General features: G+C 62.0%; 15 protein-coding genes. 7 read left to right on the top strand and 8 right to left on the bottom strand.

Going from position 1 to position 18,524, the window contains the following annotated elements; all coding sequences use genetic code 11:
• Positions 1-4: 4 nt before the first annotated feature.
• Complete coding sequence (locus tag LSO07_RS09770) at positions 5-2,851, bottom strand: M16 family metallopeptidase (RefSeq protein WP_151093614.1); 2,847 nt, start codon at positions 2,849-2,851, stop codon at positions 5-7.
• A 294-nt stretch (positions 2,852-3,145) separates the two neighbouring features.
• Here LSO07_RS09770 and LSO07_RS09765 point away from each other — a divergent pair, with 294 nt between their 5' ends.
• The 3 genes from LSO07_RS09765 (at position 3,146) to LSO07_RS09755 (ending at position 5,706) form a co-directional block, all read left to right on the top strand.
• On the top strand, positions 3,146-3,430 hold the full coding sequence (locus tag LSO07_RS09765; RefSeq protein ID WP_151093612.1) for a hypothetical protein: 285 nt from the start codon (positions 3,146-3,148) through the stop codon (positions 3,428-3,430).
• An 82-nt stretch (positions 3,431-3,512) separates the two neighbouring features.
• Complete coding sequence (locus LSO07_RS09760) at positions 3,513-5,060, top strand: TerC family protein (protein WP_151093610.1); 1,548 nt, start codon at positions 3,513-3,515, stop codon at positions 5,058-5,060.
• Between the two features lie 67 nt (positions 5,061-5,127).
• A complete protein-coding gene (locus LSO07_RS09755; protein ID WP_151093608.1) occupies positions 5,128-5,706 on the top strand; it encodes a DUF3617 domain-containing protein in 579 nt (192 codons plus the stop codon).
• Here LSO07_RS09755 and LSO07_RS09750 read toward each other — a convergent pair.
• The gene (locus LSO07_RS09750) at positions 5,694-6,803 is read right to left on the bottom strand and encodes a porin (RefSeq protein ID WP_151093607.1); all 1,110 of its coding nucleotides are present in this window, start codon (positions 6,801-6,803) and stop codon (positions 5,694-5,696) included. The two genes, LSO07_RS09755 and LSO07_RS09750, sit on opposite strands and share 13 nt — an antisense overlap.
• Before the next feature lie 317 nt (positions 6,804-7,120).
• Here LSO07_RS09750 and LSO07_RS09745 point away from each other — a divergent pair, with 317 nt between their 5' ends.
• Positions 7,121-9,232 carry a site-specific recombinase gene (locus tag LSO07_RS09745; protein WP_151093605.1) on the top strand — a complete coding sequence of 704 codons (2,112 nt, stop codon included), beginning with the start codon at positions 7,121-7,123 and terminating at the stop codon, positions 9,230-9,232.
• 11 nt (positions 9,233-9,243) lie between these two features.
• On the top strand, positions 9,244-10,620 hold the full coding sequence (cls, locus tag LSO07_RS09740) for a cardiolipin synthase (RefSeq protein WP_370385374.1): 1,377 nt from the start codon (positions 9,244-9,246) through the stop codon (positions 10,618-10,620).
• Positions 10,621-10,843: 223 nt separating this feature from the next.
• On the opposite strand, the gene LSO07_RS09735 is transcribed toward cls, so the two are convergent.
• From LSO07_RS09735 to LSO07_RS09725, 3 genes are read right to left on the bottom strand one after another with little or no spacing between them, the layout of a single operon-like run.
• The gene (locus tag LSO07_RS09735; RefSeq protein WP_034786361.1) at positions 10,844-11,662 is read right to left on the bottom strand and encodes a metallophosphoesterase family protein; all 819 of its coding nucleotides are present in this window, start codon (positions 11,660-11,662) and stop codon (positions 10,844-10,846) included.
• A 9-nt stretch (positions 11,663-11,671) separates the two neighbouring features.
• Positions 11,672-12,580 carry a diacylglycerol/lipid kinase family protein gene (locus LSO07_RS09730; RefSeq protein WP_151094139.1) on the bottom strand — a complete coding sequence of 303 codons (909 nt, stop codon included), beginning with the start codon at positions 12,578-12,580 and terminating at the stop codon, positions 11,672-11,674.
• A gap of 11 nt (positions 12,581-12,591) precedes the next feature.
• Positions 12,592-13,350: a phosphatase PAP2 family protein gene (locus LSO07_RS09725; RefSeq protein WP_225317234.1), complete on the bottom strand. Its 759-nt coding sequence runs from the start codon at positions 13,348-13,350 to the stop codon at positions 12,592-12,594.
• A gap of 141 nt (positions 13,351-13,491) precedes the next feature.
• Between LSO07_RS09725 and LSO07_RS09720 the strand changes: the two genes are divergently transcribed.
• The gene (locus LSO07_RS09720) at positions 13,492-13,716 is read left to right on the top strand and encodes a hypothetical protein (protein ID WP_010396348.1); all 225 of its coding nucleotides are present in this window, start codon (positions 13,492-13,494) and stop codon (positions 13,714-13,716) included.
• Positions 13,717-13,822: 106 nt separating this feature from the next.
• Here the strand turns inward: LSO07_RS09720 and LSO07_RS09715 are convergent, their stop codons facing one another.
• The 3 genes from LSO07_RS09715 to LSO07_RS09705 all read right to left on the bottom strand — a co-directional run bounded on the left by LSO07_RS09715 (position 13,823) and on the right by LSO07_RS09705 (position 17,849).
• The gene (locus LSO07_RS09715) at positions 13,823-14,995 is read right to left on the bottom strand and encodes an AI-2E family transporter (RefSeq protein WP_151093603.1); all 1,173 of its coding nucleotides are present in this window, start codon (positions 14,993-14,995) and stop codon (positions 13,823-13,825) included.
• An 89-nt stretch (positions 14,996-15,084) separates the two neighbouring features.
• A complete protein-coding gene (locus tag LSO07_RS09710; protein WP_151093602.1) occupies positions 15,085-16,284 on the bottom strand; it encodes a DUF1501 domain-containing protein in 1,200 nt (399 codons plus the stop codon).
• 20 nt (positions 16,285-16,304) lie between these two features.
• Positions 16,305-17,849, bottom strand: coding sequence for a DUF1800 domain-containing protein (locus tag LSO07_RS09705; RefSeq protein WP_151093599.1), 1,545 nt, complete (start codon positions 17,847-17,849; stop codon positions 16,305-16,307).
• Positions 17,850-18,107: 258 nt separating this feature from the next.
• Between LSO07_RS09705 and LSO07_RS09700 the strand changes: the two genes are divergently transcribed.
• Positions 18,108-18,485 (top strand): c-type cytochrome, encoded by a 378-nt coding sequence (locus tag LSO07_RS09700; RefSeq protein ID WP_151093597.1) that lies wholly within the window; start codon positions 18,108-18,110, stop codon positions 18,483-18,485.
• The last annotated feature ends 39 nt before the right edge of the window (positions 18,486-18,524 follow it).

The following is an 18,524-nucleotide window of genomic DNA, read 5'->3' as shown; positions in this document are numbered from 1 at the left end:
CAGCTTACTTCGACGTCGTTGCCTTGGCGCCGCTTTCCCCCTCTTTCGCCACCTTGGCAAAGTCGCCGGCCACCACCACCGAGACGGCCGATGGCTTCAGGTACTCGCGCAGGCCCTGGTTCACTTGCGCCAGGGTCAAGGCGGCCACTTTCGCTTCCAGGTCCTTGTCGTAAGCCATGGTACGCTCTTCGGCAAGGTAGCCGGCCAGTTCGCGCGCCAGGCCGCTGTCCTGCGTGCGGCCCACTTCCTGCGATTGCAGCCAGCCTTTCTTCGCTTCGGCCAATTCCTCTTGCGTGAAGCCGTCGGCCAGCGCCTTGGCGATTTCCTCGCGCAGGGCCGCTTCCACCTTGACCGTGTTTTGCGGCGCGCTGATGGCATACGCCATCCAGTAGCCGGCCGGTTCGCGCGACGGGATGCTCACTTGCGAGCCGACGCCGTACGACAGGCCTTCCTTCTGGCGGATGCGGTCGGCCAAACGGCTGCGCAAGGCGCCGCCACCGAGCATGTGATTGGCGATCAGCAAGGCGGGATAGTTGGCGGCGTCATCCTTGAGGGGAATCGGCTGGATGGCAAACAGCACGCTGTTCGCCTTGTCCGGCGTTTCCAGGGTGACTTTTTCGCCGCTGACAGGCTTGACGGCATCAAGTATGCGCGCATACGGCTGCTGCGCCTTCCAGCTGCCGTACAGGCTGGCCACTTGCGCCTTCAGCGCGGCCGGGTCGAAGTCGCCCACGGCAGCGAAAGTCGCGTTCGCCGCGCCATAGTAGGCGCCATGGAAAGCTTTCACATCGGCCACCTTGATGGCTTTCCATTGCACCAGTTCGGCCGGCAAGGTGGCCACGTGGCGCACATGGCCTTCCGGCGTGGCGTCGAGCAGGCGGCGGAAGGCGTTCACGGCCAGCGGCTGCGGCTCAGGCAACTCCTGCTCCGCGCGGCCGACGCGCTCGCGCTGCAATTCCAGGAATTCCGTCTCGTTCAAGGCCGGCTTTTGCAGCACTTGCGCCAGCAGGTCCATGGCGGCCGGCAAGTTCTCGCGCTTGCCATTTAGCATGGCGGTGACGCCCTCGGCGCCGCCCGTGATGGCGACCTGCATGCCCAGCTGGTCGAACTTGTCCTTCACTTCCTGGCGCGACAGTTTATCCGTGCCGCGCGACAGCAGATTGGCCGTGTAGACGCCCACTTGCGCCTTGCCGCGCAAGTTTTCTTCGCTGCCGATCTGCAATTTCAACACGACGCTGACCGTGCTGCCCTTGGTTTTCTTCGACAGCAAGGCGCCCTTCAAGCCATTCGGCAAGGTGAAACGCTGGGTGCGCGCTTCGATATTGTCGGGGCTCGGGTCGAACGCTTCGCCCTGCGCCACCACGGCGCGGCCCGTGTAGCCGGCCAGTTGCGGCGCCACATCGGCATAGGCCGGCACGACGGTGCGGTCCGGCGCATCGGTCGGAATGAAGCGGCCCAGGGTGCGGTTCGAGCTCTTCAGGTATTTCTCGGCCGCCGCCTGCACCTGCGCCGTCGTCAGCTTGTCGAGCTGGTCGCGCTGCAGGAAGAACAGACGCCAGTCGCCGGCCGCCAGGGACTCCGTCAGGGCGATCGTCATGCGCGCCGTGTTTGAGGTGATCAGTTCCACCTGCTTGTTCAGCTGCTGTTTCACGCGCGCCACTTCCGCATCCGTGATGGGCTGCGATTTCAAGTCTTCCAGCACTTTCAGCATGGCCGTCTGCGCCGCATCAAGGTTGCCATCGAGCGGCACCAGCGCGCCGAACAGGTTGTAGCCCGGCTCCAGGTTGCTCACGGAGTTGTATTCGATCTTGCTGGCCAGCTTGGTTTCCACCAGCGCCTTGTGCAGGCGGCCGGCAGGCGCGTCCGTCAGCACGTGACCGAGCACCTCGATGGCGACGGCGTCCGGGTTGCCGGACGGCGCCACGTGGTAGCCGGCGCCGACGAACTGCGTGCCGCCGCTGCGGCGCACCGTCACGGCGCGCTCGCCATCCTGCACGGGCTCGGCCGTGTAGGTCGGTTCGATCACGCGCGTCGGTTTCGGGATCTTGCCGAACAGTTCATTGATCTGTTTCAAGACCTTGGCTTCGTCGAAGCGGCCCGCCACCATCAGCACGGCATTATCAGGCTGATAATATTTGTGGTAAAACGCGCGCAGACGGGGAATGTTCACCTGCTCGATGTCGGAACGGGCGCCGATGGTCGACTTGCCATAGTTGTGCCAGTCGTAGGCGATGGCCTGGATGCGCTCGCTGGTCACGCCGATCGGGTCGCTCTCGCCCATCTCGAACTCGTTGCGCACGACGGTCATTTCGCCCTTCTGCGTCTTCGGGTTCCACAGGTCGTTCTGGTCGATGGCCGCGTTGACCATGCGGTCCGCTTCCATGGCCAGCATCTGGCGCAGGTTATCGTCGTTGGCGGGGAAGGTCGCGTAGTAATTGGTGCGGTCGTACCAGGTGGTGCCGTTGAAATCAGCGCCCGTCGAGTTCAGTATCTCGACGGGGGTCTTGCTGCCCTTCTTGATGCCGAAGTTGGCGCTGGGCTTGAACAGCAAATGCTCGAGCAAGTGGGCCATGCCCGTTTCGCCATAGTTTTCATGGCGCGAACCGACCAGGTAGACGATGTTGGTGGTCAGGGTCGGCTTGCTGGCGTCCGGGAACAGCAGCACGCGCAAGCCATTGGCCAGGCGGTATTCGGTGATGCCTTCGACGGACGTGACTTTGACGGCGGCGGCACGGCTGGGCGCAGCCTTGCCGGCTTTCTGGGTCGGCGCCGCTTCCACGGGGGTGGCGGCAAGGATGAACGATGGCGAGAGGATGCCGGCGGCAAGCAGGAGGGCGGTAATGGGTTTCAAGGCAGAGTCCTGGTAACACTACGTTATAGACGTGCGCAAGCAAACGGCGCAGGCGCAATGTGATACGAACGCAAGAATAGTCACGGGGCCCGCGCTGCGTCTTCGCCGCCACGTGAAATTATTGCTATTTCATAATTTACGGCATACGTATCACTATTGCAAGCCTCTGTCATCAGGCTGCCATACAGGCGTGTTATACTCGACCGTTCCAGAACTATCTGCCTGTATATGAGACGAGCTCTCGTCCTGCTCTGCCTTTTTGTTTTCATCGCGTTACCCCAGGCGTTTGCCAGCATGGCTTACGCCAGCCCTTCCCCATTCCAGCATGCAATCGCGGCCGGCGCTAGCGCCACGCCCGCCTTCAGCATCGATTGTGCCGATGCCAGCCTCCATGCGGGCCTGCCTGGCGACAGCTGCGATAGCTGCAGTAGCGAAGAATGCGACAACGACCCCATCACGCTGTACCCGAGCTCGCGCCAGGCCGTGCCGTTTTACGCCATCATTTGGCAAGCGGGACCGGGCGCACTTGCCGAAGCGGACGTGCGGCTGGCCACCCGGCCACCGTGCGTCCGCCCCTGAAGACATGCATGCAGCACCCACGCGCCCGGGGCTTTAGCCGCCAGGCACGCTTTACACTGATCGACTTTACAAGGTTACACACATGGAATGGTTATTTGACCCGACAATCTGGGTCGGCCTGCTGACGCTGGTCGTACTGGAAATCGTACTGGGTATCGACAACCTGATTTTCATCGCCATCCTGGCCGAGAAACTGCCGCCGCACCAGCGCGACAAGGCTAGAGTGCTGGGCCTGACCCTGGCCCTCGTCATGCGCCTGGGCCTGCTTTCCCTGATTTCCTGGCTGGTCACCCTGACCACGCCATTGTTTTCCATATGGACATTCTCGTTTTCGGGGCGCGACCTGATCCTGCTCTTCGGCGGCCTGTTCCTGCTGTTCAAGGCAACCAGCGAGCTGCACGAGCGCCTGGAAGGCATCACGCACGCCCAGACGGGCCCGAAGGTCTATGCCGGCTTCGGCCTGGTGGTGGCGCAGATCGTCGTGCTCGACGCCGTCTTTTCGCTCGACGCCGTCATCACGGCCGTCGGCATGGTGGAAAACCTGTATGTGATGATGGCCGCCGTCGTCATTTCCATCGTCGTCATGATGCTCGCGTCGAAGGTGCTGACGCGCTTCGTCAACGCCCACCCCACCGTCGTGGTGCTGTGCCTGAGCTTCCTGCTGATGATCGGCCTCTCCCTGGTGGCCGAAGGCCTGGGCTTCCACATTCCGAAAGGATATCTGTACGCCGCTATCGGTTTCTCGATCGTCATCGAATTCTTCAATCAATTGGCGCGCCGCAACTTCCTCAAGCTGCAGTCGAACGCCCCCCTGCGCGACCGTACGGCGCAAGCCGTGCTGAGCCTGCTGGGCGGACGCAAGGGCCGCGAAGCCGTGGAAGAGCACGAAGTCAAGGAAATGCCCGATGTCTCCGCCTTCGGCGTGGAAGAGCGCAACATGGTCAGCGGCGTGCTGACCCTGGCCGAACGCTCGATCCGCTCCGTCATGACGCCGCGCGGCGACGTGTCGTGGGTCAACCTGAACGACAGCAGCGAAAAGATGCTGCAACTGCTGCGCGACACGCCGCACAGCATGATTCCTGTCTGCAATGATGACCTCGACAATGTGGTCGGCATCGCGCGCAGCAAGGACCTCATCGAGGATCTGGTCTCGCGCGGCAAGATCGACCCGGACAGCATGCGCGAAGCCGTCGTCGTGCCGGAAGCGGCCGGCGTGCTGAAAGCCATGGAAACGTTAAAGCGCTCGCGCGGCCAGCTGGTGCTGGTGGTCGACGAGTTCGGCACCGTGCAGGGCGTGCTGACGCCGATCGACATCCTGGAAGCCATCGCCGGCGAATTCCCCGACGAGGACGAGCAGCCCGACGTGGAAGTGCTGGGCCCCGGCCACTGGCGCATCGACGGCGCGACGGACCTGCATTATCTGGAGCAAGTGTTCGAAACGGAAACCCTGGTCAGCGAAGACGGCGAATACAACTCGCTGGCCGGCTTCCTGCTGGCGCATTTCGAAAACATGCCGGCCGTGGGCGAAGTACTGGAGCTCGATGACTTGCGCTATGAAATCATCGAGGCCGACGAGCGCCGCATCGCCTGCGTGGACGTGCGCCGCATCGAGCCCGATCACAGTTTGTAACACAATGGCAAGCGTGCCCCGCTTGCCATGCCGTATGCTGGGGTCTGCCCATACCGGAGACCCCACGATGAAAAAATCCCTGCTACGCCTGACCCTGCTGGCTTGCGCCGCCCTCGGCGCCCACGCCAATGCCATGGCCGCCTCGCAGTCCGCCACCATCAAGCCGGGCCTGTGGCAAGTCGACAGCAAGATGGCGTCGCCGGACGCCGCCACCGACAACGCCATGTCCATGGTGCTGCAGCAACTGGGCAACCTTCCTCCCGATCAACGCAAGCAGCTGGAAAGCATGGCGGCCAGCCGCGGCATGGCCATGCCCACCGTGGGCGCCGATGGCGCCGTGCGCGTGACGGCATGCGTGACGCCGGACATGGCGGCGCGCAAGCAGATTCCCACGGGCCAGCCCGGTGACTGCAAATCGAAAAACACGGATGTCGCGGGCGGCATGAATGTCTCGTTCACTTGCGCCAATCCGAAATCGAGCGGCGAAGGCAAGGTACTGTTTACGGGCGACCAGGCGTTCAGCATGCAACTGGCGGTGACCACCAGCGCGCGCGGCACGCCGGAACAGGTGAATGTGACGAGCAACGGCAAATGGCTGGGCGCAAGCTGCCCTGCCCCATCGGCGACCGCGGCTCAGAAACCGTGACGGAAGCCGAGATTAAACGCCGCATCGCCACGCCCCGAATCGCTGGCATTGCCCACCGTGTAGCGGGCGCCGTTCTTGTTGTGGATCTTCGCGTAGGACGCATAGAAATCGCTGCGCTTTGACAGCGAGTACGTGAGGCCGACGGCCATCTGGCTGGCGTCGCGGTTGGCCAGGTCGCGGTCATCCTTGCGCACCCAGGACGCCAGCAGTTTGAAACCGCCCACGGGCACCGATACGCCCAGCAAGGTGTCGCGGCTGTCCGAGGACGACATCGACAGGGCCAGCGCGCTGTAGGCATTGTTCGGGTCCCATGGCGAGCTGCCATAGCCCTTGTTGATGCCCACGGCGGCAAAAGCGGTGGCCACTTTCAGGTCGATATTCGCCGCGATCAGGGTGTTGCGGGCAGACATGTCGATGGCGGGCAAGGTGCCGGAAGCGAGGATGAGGTTATTCTTGCGCTGGTGCGACACGCTGACATTCACGGCGCCGGCCGAATAGCCGAGGGTGGCGCCATACGCGCGGTTGTTGGCGTTGCTGTACGGCGACTCGCCAAAGCTGTAGATGGCGCTGGCAGTCACGCCGCGCAAGGCGGGCGTCACGTATTTGACGGTATTGTCGTAGCGTTTCACGCTGTAGCCGGCCAAGTTGCTGGCGCTGCCGGCCATGCCGCCCTTGAACGGGTCGGCCACATCGGTCAGGGTCAGGTATTGCAGGTTGTACTGGCGCCCCAGGGTCAGCGCGCCCAGGCGGCTGTCGAGGCCCACGTAGGCCTGGCGGCCGAACAAACGGCCCTCGTCCGACTGGCCCGTGTCGTTCTGGATGCCCGCTTCCAGGGTAAACACGGCCGTGACATCATTACCCAGCGCCTCGCGGCCCTGCACGCTCAGACGCGAACCGGACGCGACACCGCCGGACACCTTGGCGCCGGCGCAATTGGCGGCACAGCCCCGCTCGGCCACGATGCCCGCGTCGAGCACGCCGTACACGGCAACGTTACTGGATGCGGCACTGCCTGCGCCATCGGCAGCCTGGGCCGTCGCGCCCAGCGCGAAAGGCCCCATCCCTATCACAGCAAGCGCAAAATACGAGGTCTTCATGATAAATATCTCGGTAACGTGAATTGAAACTTCCCGGTATTGATCAGGACATGCGCTGTGTGTCTGATCTCAGTGTTACCTTATCCCCGCTTTTTGTCCAGCGTCCGTGCGTTGTACAACAGAAACTTCAGCTTAGCCCAGGAAAAGAGTCGCACACTGACAACACGCAATATTGACCATGATTCAGCTAATTTGCGGCAAAATGGCGTTAAATGCAGGCCCTGCCGTAAAGCAATGTTCGGTGGCGAACGTTGCGCGATTTGACGCAGGCGGTACACTACTGGTTTTACCGACAGCGGCTCGCCCGTTTTTTCTGCATGCTAGCTATCCTCGAACGCATTGACCCCAACTCCAGCAATATCGACTTGCTGGTGGAATTATTCAACTCACTGCGTCCCAAGCGCTCCCACGACAGCGCTACCGCGATTGCCAACGTGCGCACCCTGCGCCAGCTTCTCAAAGGTAACCCCGCGCAAGCACGCGCCCTGCACGAATACGTGCTGCGCGTGCTGGCCGCGCGCCGCCACGCCAGCCTGTACACCGACATCGGCGTGCTGTCGAACAGCGGTTTCTTCACGGAATTGAAACGCCGCATCGCCTACCGCATGCTGCCGCCCGCCCTCGGCGACGAGTACCTGAACGACGCGCTCGACCAGGTGCTGTACCTGAAGACCGATTATTTGTGGATCAGCAATGTGCCCGCCACGGACTGGCTGGAACTGTTCGACGTACTGACCAGCGACGAGATCGAACTGGCCGTCGGCGATGGCAATATCATGCTGCCGGGCATGCTCGACGCCATCCGCACCCTGTCCTACCGGGTCTGCGCCATGGGCCTGGAGCCGGAACTGACACGTTTCCACAGCGAAATCGAAGTGTTCCAGTCGCCATTCATGGTGCAGAACACGGAAGTGAACGCCTACCTGGACGCCTACACGAATCTGCTGCACGGCGATCTCGAGCACATCGAAGACGCGCGCCATTTGCTGGTGATGCTGGACCAGTGCGACGCCGTCATCGCCAAGATCCGCAAGAAGGCGCTGTACCAGGGCACCAGCATTCCCCTCACGTATTTATTGGTGGCCTTGGCGCAAAGCATCGAGCGCTTGCGCAAGCTGCTGTTCCTCGTCGACACGAGCGGCGAGCTGCCTGCCTCCAACAACGTGGACATCGCCGCCATCACGGTCGATGCCACGCAAGACTTGCTGTACCCGCAGCCCGTCAGCCGCCGCCGCGCGGGCGCCGTCGGATTGGCGCTGGAACTGATACGCGCGCACAACCACAAGTACAAGGTCAGCGACCTGTTTTCCGACAATATCAACTTGCTGGCGCGCAATGTGACGGAAAACGCCAGCCGCACGGGCGAGCATTACATCGCGGAAAACCGCCGCGAAATGGGCGCCATGTTCCTCTCGTCCGCGGGCGCGGGCGTGATCATCGGCTTCATGGCCCTGTTCAAGATATTGATGTCCTACCTGCGCTCGGCGCCGCTGGTCGAAGCGTTCATGTTCAGCATGAATTACTCGATCGGCTTCATGTTCATCCACTTGCTGCATTTCACGGTGGCCACCAAGCAGCCGGCCATGACGGCGTCGCGCATCGCCGCCGGCCTGCACAGCAAGGATGGCAGGAATATCGACCTCGACAGCATGGCGGAACTGATCAACAAGGTCTTCCGCACGCAAAACATGGCCGTGCTGGGCAACCTGGCGACCGCCATTCCCACGGCCTGGCTGATCGCGCTCGGCTACAAGGCGATTACGGGACACAATCTGGTGACGCCCGAGAAGGCCATGCATTTGCTGCACGATATCGACCCCATCGGCAGCCCCGCCATCTTCTACGCCATGATCGCCGGCGTATGCCTGTTCGTGGCCGGCCTGATTTCCGGCTACTATGACAACCAGGCCCTGTACACGCGCTGGGCGCAGCGCATCGCGCAATTGCGCGGCCTGGGCAGCGTGATTGGCCAGGAACGCCTGCAACGGCTGGGCATGTACCTGGAAAACAACCTGGGCGGGCTGATGGGTAACTTCTATTTCGGTATCCTGCTCGGCTCCATCGGCACCCTGGGCTTTTTGATCGGCTTGCCCATCGATATCCGCCACATCACCTTCTCGGCCGCCAACTTCGCCACGGCCCTGGTGGGTCTGGACCACAACATGAGCTGGCAACTGGCCGTCAAGTCGCTGTCGGGCATCTTCGCCATCGGCACGGCCAACCTGCTGGTCAGCTTCGGCCTGGCCCTGTGGGTGGCTCTGCGTTCGCGCCAGGTGCGCTTCAAGCACGGCATGCAGTTATTGAAGATTCTGGGCAAGCGCTTCCTCCGGTCGCCCATCGTCTTCTTCTTCGGTTCAAAAAACCCGCCACCTTTGGCACTGGCCGATGAGTCGGCAAACCTGTCACCCACAACCAAGGCTCAAAAATGACCGCTCGGCGCATGCAACCCTGCCTCACCGCCCTACTGCTGTGCTGGACCCTGGCTGCATGCGCCTCGCTGCCCAATGTCAAGAACCTCAACACCACCCTGGAGCCGGTGGCCAAGCCCAAGGTGATCACGGGCAAGGGTGCCGTGCTGAACGTCAACAGCCGCGCAGCCCTGCTCAACAAGCGCTGGGCCAAGTCCGGCATGGACTTGAAAACCCAGGCGGCGCTGGAAGAGGCGGCCACGGGCGTGCCTTTGATCAAGGGCAACAAGGTGACCCTGCTGTTTGACGGCCCGCAAACGATGGCCGCCATGTTCCAGGCCATCAGCGAAGCGAAAAACAGCATCAACCTGGAAACGTATATCTTCGACCAGGATCCGCTGGGCCTCAAATTTGCCGACATGCTGATCGAAAAGCAGCAATCGGGCGTGACGGTCAATGTCATCTACGACAGCGTGGGCACCCTCGGCGTGCCGCAAGCGTTCTTTGACCGCATGCGCGCGGCCGGCGTGCACCTGGTGGCCTTCAACCCCGTCAATCCCGCCAAGCTCAAGGGCGACGACTGGAAGATCAATAACCGCGACCACCGCAAGGTGCTGATCGTCGACGGCAAGATGGCATTTACGGGCGGCATCAATATCAGCGATACCTATGCGAAAAGCTCGCTGTTCCGCTCGAAATCGAAACCCACCGACAAGAAGGACGTGGGCTGGCGCGATACCCACGTGAAAGTGGAAGGCCCGGCCGTGGCCGCCTTCCAGTGGCTGTTCATCCGCACCTGGGCCCAGCAAGACCAGGCCGACTTGCCGGACGCCAATTATTTCCCGACCTTGTCGGAAGTGGGCGACAAGCTGGTGCGCGTGGTGGCCAGCGAGCCGGAGGGCGGCTTCGAGATCTACAAGGCGTATATCCTGGCCATCCAGGAAGCCAAGAAATCCATCCACATCACGTCCGCCTATTTCGTGCCCGACCAGCAGACGGTCGACGCCCTGATCGCGGCCGCGAAACGGGGCGTGGATGTCACCGTCGTGCTACCGGGCGTGTCCGACAGCGGCCTCGTATTCCATGCGGGACACGCGCTGTACGACCAGCTGCTGGCCGGCGGCATCCGCATCTTCCACTTGAAACTGGCCGTGCTGCACGCCAAGACGGCCGTCATCGACGGCGCCTGGTCGACAGTGGGCTCGACCAACATCGACATGCGCAGCTTCCTGCATAACAGCGAACTGAACGTGATCGTGCTGGGCGACAGCTTCGGCAGGGAGATGGAAAACGCCTTCCAGGAAGACTTGCGCGACTCGGAAGAGATCACCAGGGCGAAATGGGAAACGCGGCCGATTGCCGACCGCATGAAGGAGTGGGCGGCCCGTTTCATGAACTACTGGCTGTAGCGGAGTAGCCATCAAAAAGTCCAGGGCGTTGTTGCATTGCCTCGCCGTACTATTCGTACTGTCTTCGGCAACGCGCCTAGCCCTGGCCATTTTGACGGCCACTCGACGACAGGTGCAGGTCGGTGTAGGTCGGATTAGCGCAGCGTAATCCGACATCACCACAGCTATTACCAAAGCCAACAATAGCGTCGGATTACGCGGGGCCTTGCCCCGCCAATCCGACCTACAGCGGCCGCAAGCTGGCCCACACCCCGCCCTGGCGCTCGAACGCTTCCGTGCTGACCTTTTCAAAGTCGGCGCTGTCTTCATTCCAGCTGTAGCGCTCGACGCGAATACAACTATTTTCCACGCGCAGCACGTTAAAGGAGTTCGACTCGCCCCGGCCCCGCGTGGACGTGGCCGTGCCCGCCTGCACCATCAGGGCAGCGTAGCCGGCGATCTTGTAGCGCTCGGCCGTGTTGCCCGCCACGCTGGCGTGCAAGTGCCCGGCCAGCAGCAGATCCACGCCGCATTCAGAAAACATTTGCAGCGCCTGCGGGGCGCGGTCGACCAGGTCATCCTCGTCGAAGTGCTCGGGCAAGTCAAATGGATGGTGCGTGACGATGATGCGCGTCAAACCGGGCGGCAAACTGCCCAGGCGTTCACGCAGGAAATCGATCTGCTCGTGGCTGATGCGGCCATCCTTGAACGTCATGGAGCGGGCCGTATTGATGCCCAGCACGGCGATTTCCTCATCCACATATTCGGGCGACAAATCGTCCGTTACATGGCGCCGGTACTTCACCAGCGGCGTCAGGAAGCGGGAAACGACGTTGTAGAGTGGCACGTCATGGTTGCCCGGCACGACGATCTGCGGCCCCGGCAAACTGTCGAGAAAATGCCGTGCTTCCTGGAACTGGGCGCTGCGGGCGCGCTGCGTGAGGTCGCCCGAGACCACCACCACGTCCGGTTCCAGGCGCTCGACGAGCGCGCGCAAAGGCGCCAGCAGGTCAGCATCGACCCTGCCAAAATGCAAGTCGGACAAATGCACGATGGTACGCATGGCGTTCTCCTAGCTGGCTGCGGGTACGGGCGCCGGCACGATCACATCGAGCGCGGCCTTGCGGATGCGGTAATGCAGCGGCGTATTCATGACGGTCACTTCGCCATCGGTGGCCACGCGCAGGCGGCGGTGTTGCGTGGCAATCTCCAGGTCGGTGGCCGTCAACACGTCGAAATCCTTGGCCTGCGACAACTTGCCAAACAGCGCATGCAGAGCCAGCTTCAGCAAACCCAGGCGGCCCGGACGCTGCGCCACGTACAAGCTCAGCTGGCCGCCGTCGAGCCGCTCGCGCTCGCCGATATTCAAGCCTTCCATCAGGTATTCATTATTGCCGATGAAGACGAAAGGCGTGCGCCGCGCATGCACGGCGTCGTTGAGCTTCAATTGCACGCTGAGGAATGGGTAGCGGCGCAGCGCGGCCACCAGCGCCCAGCTGAAGGCCAGCCACTTGCCCCGTCCCAGCCGGCGCTGCTGCTTTTCGCGGTCGCGCACGATATCGGGATACAGGCCCAGGCTGGAATTGTTCAGGAAGATGCGGCCATTGACTTCGCCCACGTCGACCTGGTGCCGCACGCCCTGCGCTACATTGGCAATGGCCGCATCGAGGTCGAGCGGGATATTCAAATCCTTGGCGAAATGGTTCAGGGTACCCAGCGGCAAGACACCAAACGGCGTGCCGCTGCCGACAACGACGGATGCGACGGCATTGATAGTGCCGTCGCCGCCACCGGCCACGACGATGGGCGCGCCATCGCGCAGGGCTTGCTCGGCCGTGGCGATCATGTCGGCGCCGCCTTGCGCCAGGGTGATGGCGGCGTCGAGTCCCACGGCGGCAAAAGCCGCTTCGAGCTGCTGCGCCCAGTCGGGCGCATAGCCGCAACCGGCGCCCGCATTGATGATGACTGCAATCTTGCTCAGGATCGTACCCCTTATTTGGTTTGCCGGATATGCCGGCGGCGGCGCAGGGTCGACACGCCGGCGATGCAGATGGCCAGCCAGCCATAGCTTTCCGCCATGGCCGCCAGCACATCGCTCAAGTAATGCGCGCCCAGGTAAATGCGGCTGAAGCCCACGAGTGACGCCATCAGGAAAGCACCCAGCGCGATGGCGATGCGCTTGCCCCACGCGCCCGGCGCCGTCTGGCAAATCAGGTAGGCGGCCAGCAAGCCGTACAGGGCTGTCGAGGTGGCCGTATGGCCACTGGGAAAGCTGTACGTGCTCAGGGCCGTCTGCAAGATGGGCTCGTCAAAGCTGGGCCGCGCGCGCACAAAAATGTACTTTAGCAGCAGGTTCAAAAACATGACGCCCGGCATGGTGATGACCAGGGTAAACAGCCAGTAATCGGCGCCCTTGCGGTGCAGATACCAGCCCAGCAAGACAGCCAGGGTGATGGCGCCGACCACGCCATGCATGTGCGTGACGACCAGCAGGCAGCTGGTGATCCACGGCACGGCATGCTGGTTGAACCAGTGCGCCACCTGCAAGTCGATCACCGTGATCCGGGCCATGCCCATGACGGCTTCGGCGATTTCGTGAAATACCACGATGGCCACCAGCATCAGCGCCACGCCCACCGTCATATGCAGGCCCAGCTCGCCTTCGGGCGACAGGCGCGCCTCGACGAAGCGGCGCAGTTTCGTGGTCCAGCCCGTGGTCATGCCCATGTCATTTTTCTCTTGCAAACTCATCTCTCTTTCATGTTCCTGGTGCTGATCAAAAAAACCACACCAGTAAAAAAATACTGTTTATTCATACAGTAGCTGTGTATTCATACAGTACTTATGCTATTCTGATGACTCGTTCAACACATCTCCCTCAAAGGAATTGTCATGGCAACATTGAATAGCGGTTTTGGCTCACGGTTCGGCCTGGAATACGCCCCAAGCTCTTTCCTCGTCCGCATGGGCAAGCGCGAAATCCTCGTCTGCCGCGACTTCCGCAAGCGCTACTACACCGTCAATCCCTTGATCGAGTGCGGTACGGGCATCGAGCCGGGCTATGTTGAAGTGCTGCTGATGCGCCGTTGGTTGCTTATTCTATCCAAGGCACATTAAGAATGACTTTAAAACAAGGTGTTCGCACCCTGTTATCAAGTCAGCTCCGTCCGGCCACGCCGGGAACGCCTCAGTACCGGCCAGCGGCACGCTGACCGACCCCTCACTACTGTGTGCGTTCCGGCGCGGCCGGGCTGGCAGGTGTTTCGGCAGCTGTGCCAGCAACCGTACCGGCAAGTGCGTCGGCACCTGCATCGGCAGCTGTGCTGGAAGGCATGTTGGCCGGCGGTACGCGGTCAGTCGCATTCGCTTCGTACCACAAGGTAACAAACAGCACCATCACGACGGGGCCGATGAACAGGCCCACGAGGCCCAGGGTTTCCACGCCGCCCAGGATGCCGAACAGCACGGCCAGGAAGGGCAAGCGGGTAGCGTTGCCGATCATGCCGGGGCGCACGAAGTGGTCGGCAACAAACAGCACGATGGTGCCCCACGCGGCCACGCCGATGGCGGCGCCCACATTGCCCTGGAAGACCAGCAAGGCGGCCGCGCACAGGTAAGCGAGCGGCGCGCCGAACGGGATGATGGCCAGGATGCCCGTGGCAAAGGCCCACAGGGCGGGCGACGGCAAACCGGCAATCGCATAGGCGATGCCGATCAGCACGCCTTCGGCCAGGCCCACCAGTACCAGGCCGTTGACGGTGGCGCGGATGGCCGTGGGGATCTTTTGCGCATACCGGCCCCACCGTTCGGGGCGCAAAAAATGGCTGCCGACGGCCGTGATCTGGCGCGTCAGCGCTTCGCCATCCTTGTAAAAGAAAAACAGGCATAAAAACGCCAGGCCAAAGTCGACCAGGCGATGGAACACGTCCGCCCCCAGCACCTTGAGCATGTCGCGCGCGGAATGAAAGCCGCCCACGGCGCTGCCCGCAAAGAAGTGGCCCAGGCCGTGCGGCTGGCTCAGGGTGGCCAGCCACCAGTCGCCGATGGCGCTGCCGGCCAGCGGAATATGCGCCACCCAGTCAGGCACGGGCAAGCCATCGGCATTCGCATGCACGATGAAATTGGCCAGCACGGGTACTTCGCGCGCCGCCTGCGCCACGCCGAACAGCACGGGAATGATGAAGATGCAGGCGAACGCCAGGGTCAGCGCGGCCGCCGCAATGATGGGGCGCTGCCCCAGCGCCGCGCGCACGCGCAGGTACAAGGGCCAGGTAGCCACGCACAGGATGCCGGCCCACACGAGCGGCAAAAAGAAACGCTGCATGACGAAGGCCGTCACGGCGATCAAGGCCAGGGAAAAGCCTGCGCTGACAATATCGCGCTGGGTATCGTTCATGCCACTCCATTCATGCCCGGCGCCACAAGCCGCCGGTTTTCGCTACGCGCCAGTTGCGCAGGCGTAGCGTAACACGGTGGCATTCCGATTTACACGAGCCCCAGCTCCGCCGGTTTCACGCCGGCAAACACGTGATCGAGCTGCGCCGAGGTCAAGCCGAACGTGCGGCGCAGCAAGCCGCCCAGCACGGCCCGGTATTCATTCAGCACGGGCATGTCGCGGTTCTGGAACAGGTTTGCCTGCGCAATCGCCACTTGCTCGCCCGCCACCTGCTTGCCCTTGATGCCGCCGCCCAGCACCCAGAACACGCTGCCGTGGCCGTGGTCCGTGCCGCGGTTACCGTTTTCGCGGAAGGTGCGGCCAAATTCGCTAACCACCACCACCACGGTATGGCGCCAGGCGCTGCCCATTTCCTGCGAAAACGCTGACAGCCCCCGTCCCAGCTCGTCAAAACGTCCCGCCAGGTAGCCGCTGGCGCCGCCCTGCCCCACGTGCGTATCCCAGCCGCCCACATCGACGAAGCCGATGTTGTATTTATCCTTCATCAAACGGGCGATGCGCTGCGCCTCCAGCTCAAAGCCCTTGGTACTGATGGCGTTGCGGTTGGCCGCCTGCATCTCCCCCGTCAACTCCTTCGTCACGTCGTCGCGCACGACAAAGCCCGCGCTGACGGGTTGCTGCAGGGGCGTGCCCCGGTACATGGCGGCGATGATCTGGCTTTGACGCGCATCAATGCCGGACTTGCCCACCGAGCGCAACGCCATGTTCGGCACTTGCACGCCGCCCTGGAAGATCAGCGGCAGCTGGTCCGTGAAGGCGATGGCGGGATTGAGCGGATTGGCCTTGCTGCCATTCAAGGTCTGCACGAGGCGGTTCAGGAAACCCGAACGGAAGTCGCGGCGCGTGTTGATCTCTTGCCCCAGCTCGATCGTATCCTGCGTTTCAAAATGGCTGCGCGTCAAATCCGTCGTGCCCGCAAACGGGATGAAGGCCGCCTCGCCGCCCGTGAACATGGGATAGATGGTCTCGCGCAAGGCTGGATGCAAGGCCCAGTCAGCGTTCAAGGCCAGCGCGCCGTTTTCCTCACCGGGTTTCGCAATGGCGATATTCGGCCGCGCCGCATAGTAAAAATCGCTGCCGACCGGCACCAGCAAGTTGTTCGCATCATAGCCGCCGCGCAAAAAGACGAACAGCAGCTTCGCATCCGTGGCGGGCGCCGCCAGCAGACTGCCCGCATGGGTCAACAAGGGCGCGGCGGCCAGGGCTTTTAACAAGTCACGACGATTCATGGCAATCCTCCGGTTTCAACTTAGCGGTGCATCATTTCGGGTGACGAGAGCAGGAAGGTATTCCACTCCTGCGGCGAGGCGGCCTGCTCCAGGGCCAGGCGCGTGGCGGGACTCAAGGCTGGCTGCAACGACTGGTAATACAGGGCGCTGGCCAGTTGCGGGAACGCCACTTTTTCCTGCGGCTGCGGGCCATCCGTCTTGAACAGGCCGGCGCTGCCCGAGCCGATGGTGCGGGCGATATCGAAACGCGTCGTCATCTGGCCGGGGCTGGCCCAGGAGGCGTCCGCCAGCGGATAGCCGTCCGGCGTTTGGCGTCCGTACAGGGGCTGGCCCATGCGCGACAGCCAGCTCAGCATGGGGCCCGCGTTCAGGATGGGCTTGTCGTCATAGCTGAGGCGCACGGCCGACACCACATAATGCATGGGGTCCTTGAATTTCTTGCCCAGCGACTGCTTGAACTCCGGGCTGCTGAACATGGTTTGCAACACGTCGGCGATCATGCCATCGCTCTGCTGGAAGGTGGCGGCCATGCGCGCCACCAGCGGCGCGGGCGGATTATCGCCGACGAAATACTGGGCCAGCTTGCCGCTGATGAAATGCGCGGTGGCCGGACTGCGGCTGAGGCGGTCCAGCGCTTCATCGAGCTCGGCCAATCCCCTGCCCTTCACCGTCTGTCCGAGGAATTGTTTATCGCCGTAATCGTGGCGGTTCGGATTGAACTCGAACAAGCCCCGGCGCACGTATTGCGATTGCAGCGCCGGTTTCACCTTCGGCGTGTCCGCGCCCAAATTCACGCCCACGCCCGTCAGGATGCGCGCCAGTTCCTGCACATCCGCCTGGCTGTAGCCGCCGTTGACGCCCAGGGTGTGCAGCTCCATCAGCTCGCGCGCATAGTTTTCATTGATGCGCTTGGCGGCGTTGGCTTCATTGTCCAGGTAGCGCAGCATGGCCGGATGGTGGACGGTGGCGCCCAGCAAGTCGCGAAATTTCCCCAGCGCGTGCGGCGCGATGGCGTTCGCCTCGTAATCGCCGACCATGGCGCGCAAGTTGTGCTTGCCCTGGTGCACGCTGAAATGGTTGAGCCAAAACCAGCTCAGTTGCTGCTGCAACTGGTTCGGCGAATATACATCGAGCAACAGCGAGCGCGTGGCCGCTTCGCGCGCCAGGCGGTTCAATTCCTGCTGGTACTCCTTTTGCGCCTGCTGCTTCGCCATGTCGTCCATGACGCCGGCCGACTCCTTGCGCTTTTGCTCGATAGAAAACACCAACTGATCGAGCGGCACCTGACTGATGGTCATGGCGTCGATTTGCGCGGCGATGGCCGGCGGCAAGGCCGCTTTTCCTGGATGCAACTGCGCCTGCAAGTAGGCGTTCCAGCCTTGCACCTGCACTTGGCGCACGCTGCCCCCGTTCACGCCCCAGCTGACCCGTTCCAGCATGGCGATGTCCTGCGCGGAACTGGTTTGCGCGCGATGACCGGCCTGCACGGCAGGTTCGGTTGCGGCGCAGCCGGCCAGCAAGAGCAGGGAAATCAAGGTCGTCGGCAACAGTCGGTGCGGGGTCATGGCAGTCCTTCAAGCGGTTTCATGCAGAATGCCTGAGGGTACGCCCAGGTTGACCTGCGCATGATTGCCATTTGCAACGAGTTGTAATCCAGCACGATAGTTTTCCGGCCAACCTTTCGCCGGCAAGAGTGCCGCGCGTACCATTACGAATGAATAATCTCGGATAAAATATTATCGGGAGAATGGCGTATTGCAATGGCAGCTGCGTATTTTCTCTCGAACCAGACATTATCCATACAAAAGTCATATTGAAAATAGATGAAAATATTGTTTATCGCTGCATTCGGAATGTTATCGCTGATTCAAACACCATCCTCCTTCGCGGAAAATCTCAACGGGAAAACGCTGTATGTACAGAGATGCGCCGTGTGCCATGGAGCGGAGATCAAGGGAACCGGGCCATTGGCGAATAAAAGCAGTCCTCCCACGCCGGACCTGACCACCGCCGCTTTCAAAAAACGCCTGAAAGATTATCCGGGCGTGATTGTATCGTCGGTCATCCTGCGTCCGAATGGCGATTTGATTCCAAAGACCTTGAAAGAGAATGGTGTCAAGATCGCGCCATATGCCTGGCGAGTGAAGGATTTTCGCGATTTGAATCAATACATGAGTGACGTGATTTTAAAAAATCGATGAAATCGGGCTAAGCGGCGAGAACATCGCAAATGAGCAATC

The organism is Janthinobacterium sp. PLB04, assembly GCF_021165895.1.
Classification (GTDB): Bacteria; Pseudomonadota; Gammaproteobacteria; order Burkholderiales; family Burkholderiaceae_D; genus Janthinobacterium; species Janthinobacterium lividum.
This window is presented reverse-complemented; position numbering and strand designations above follow the sequence as displayed.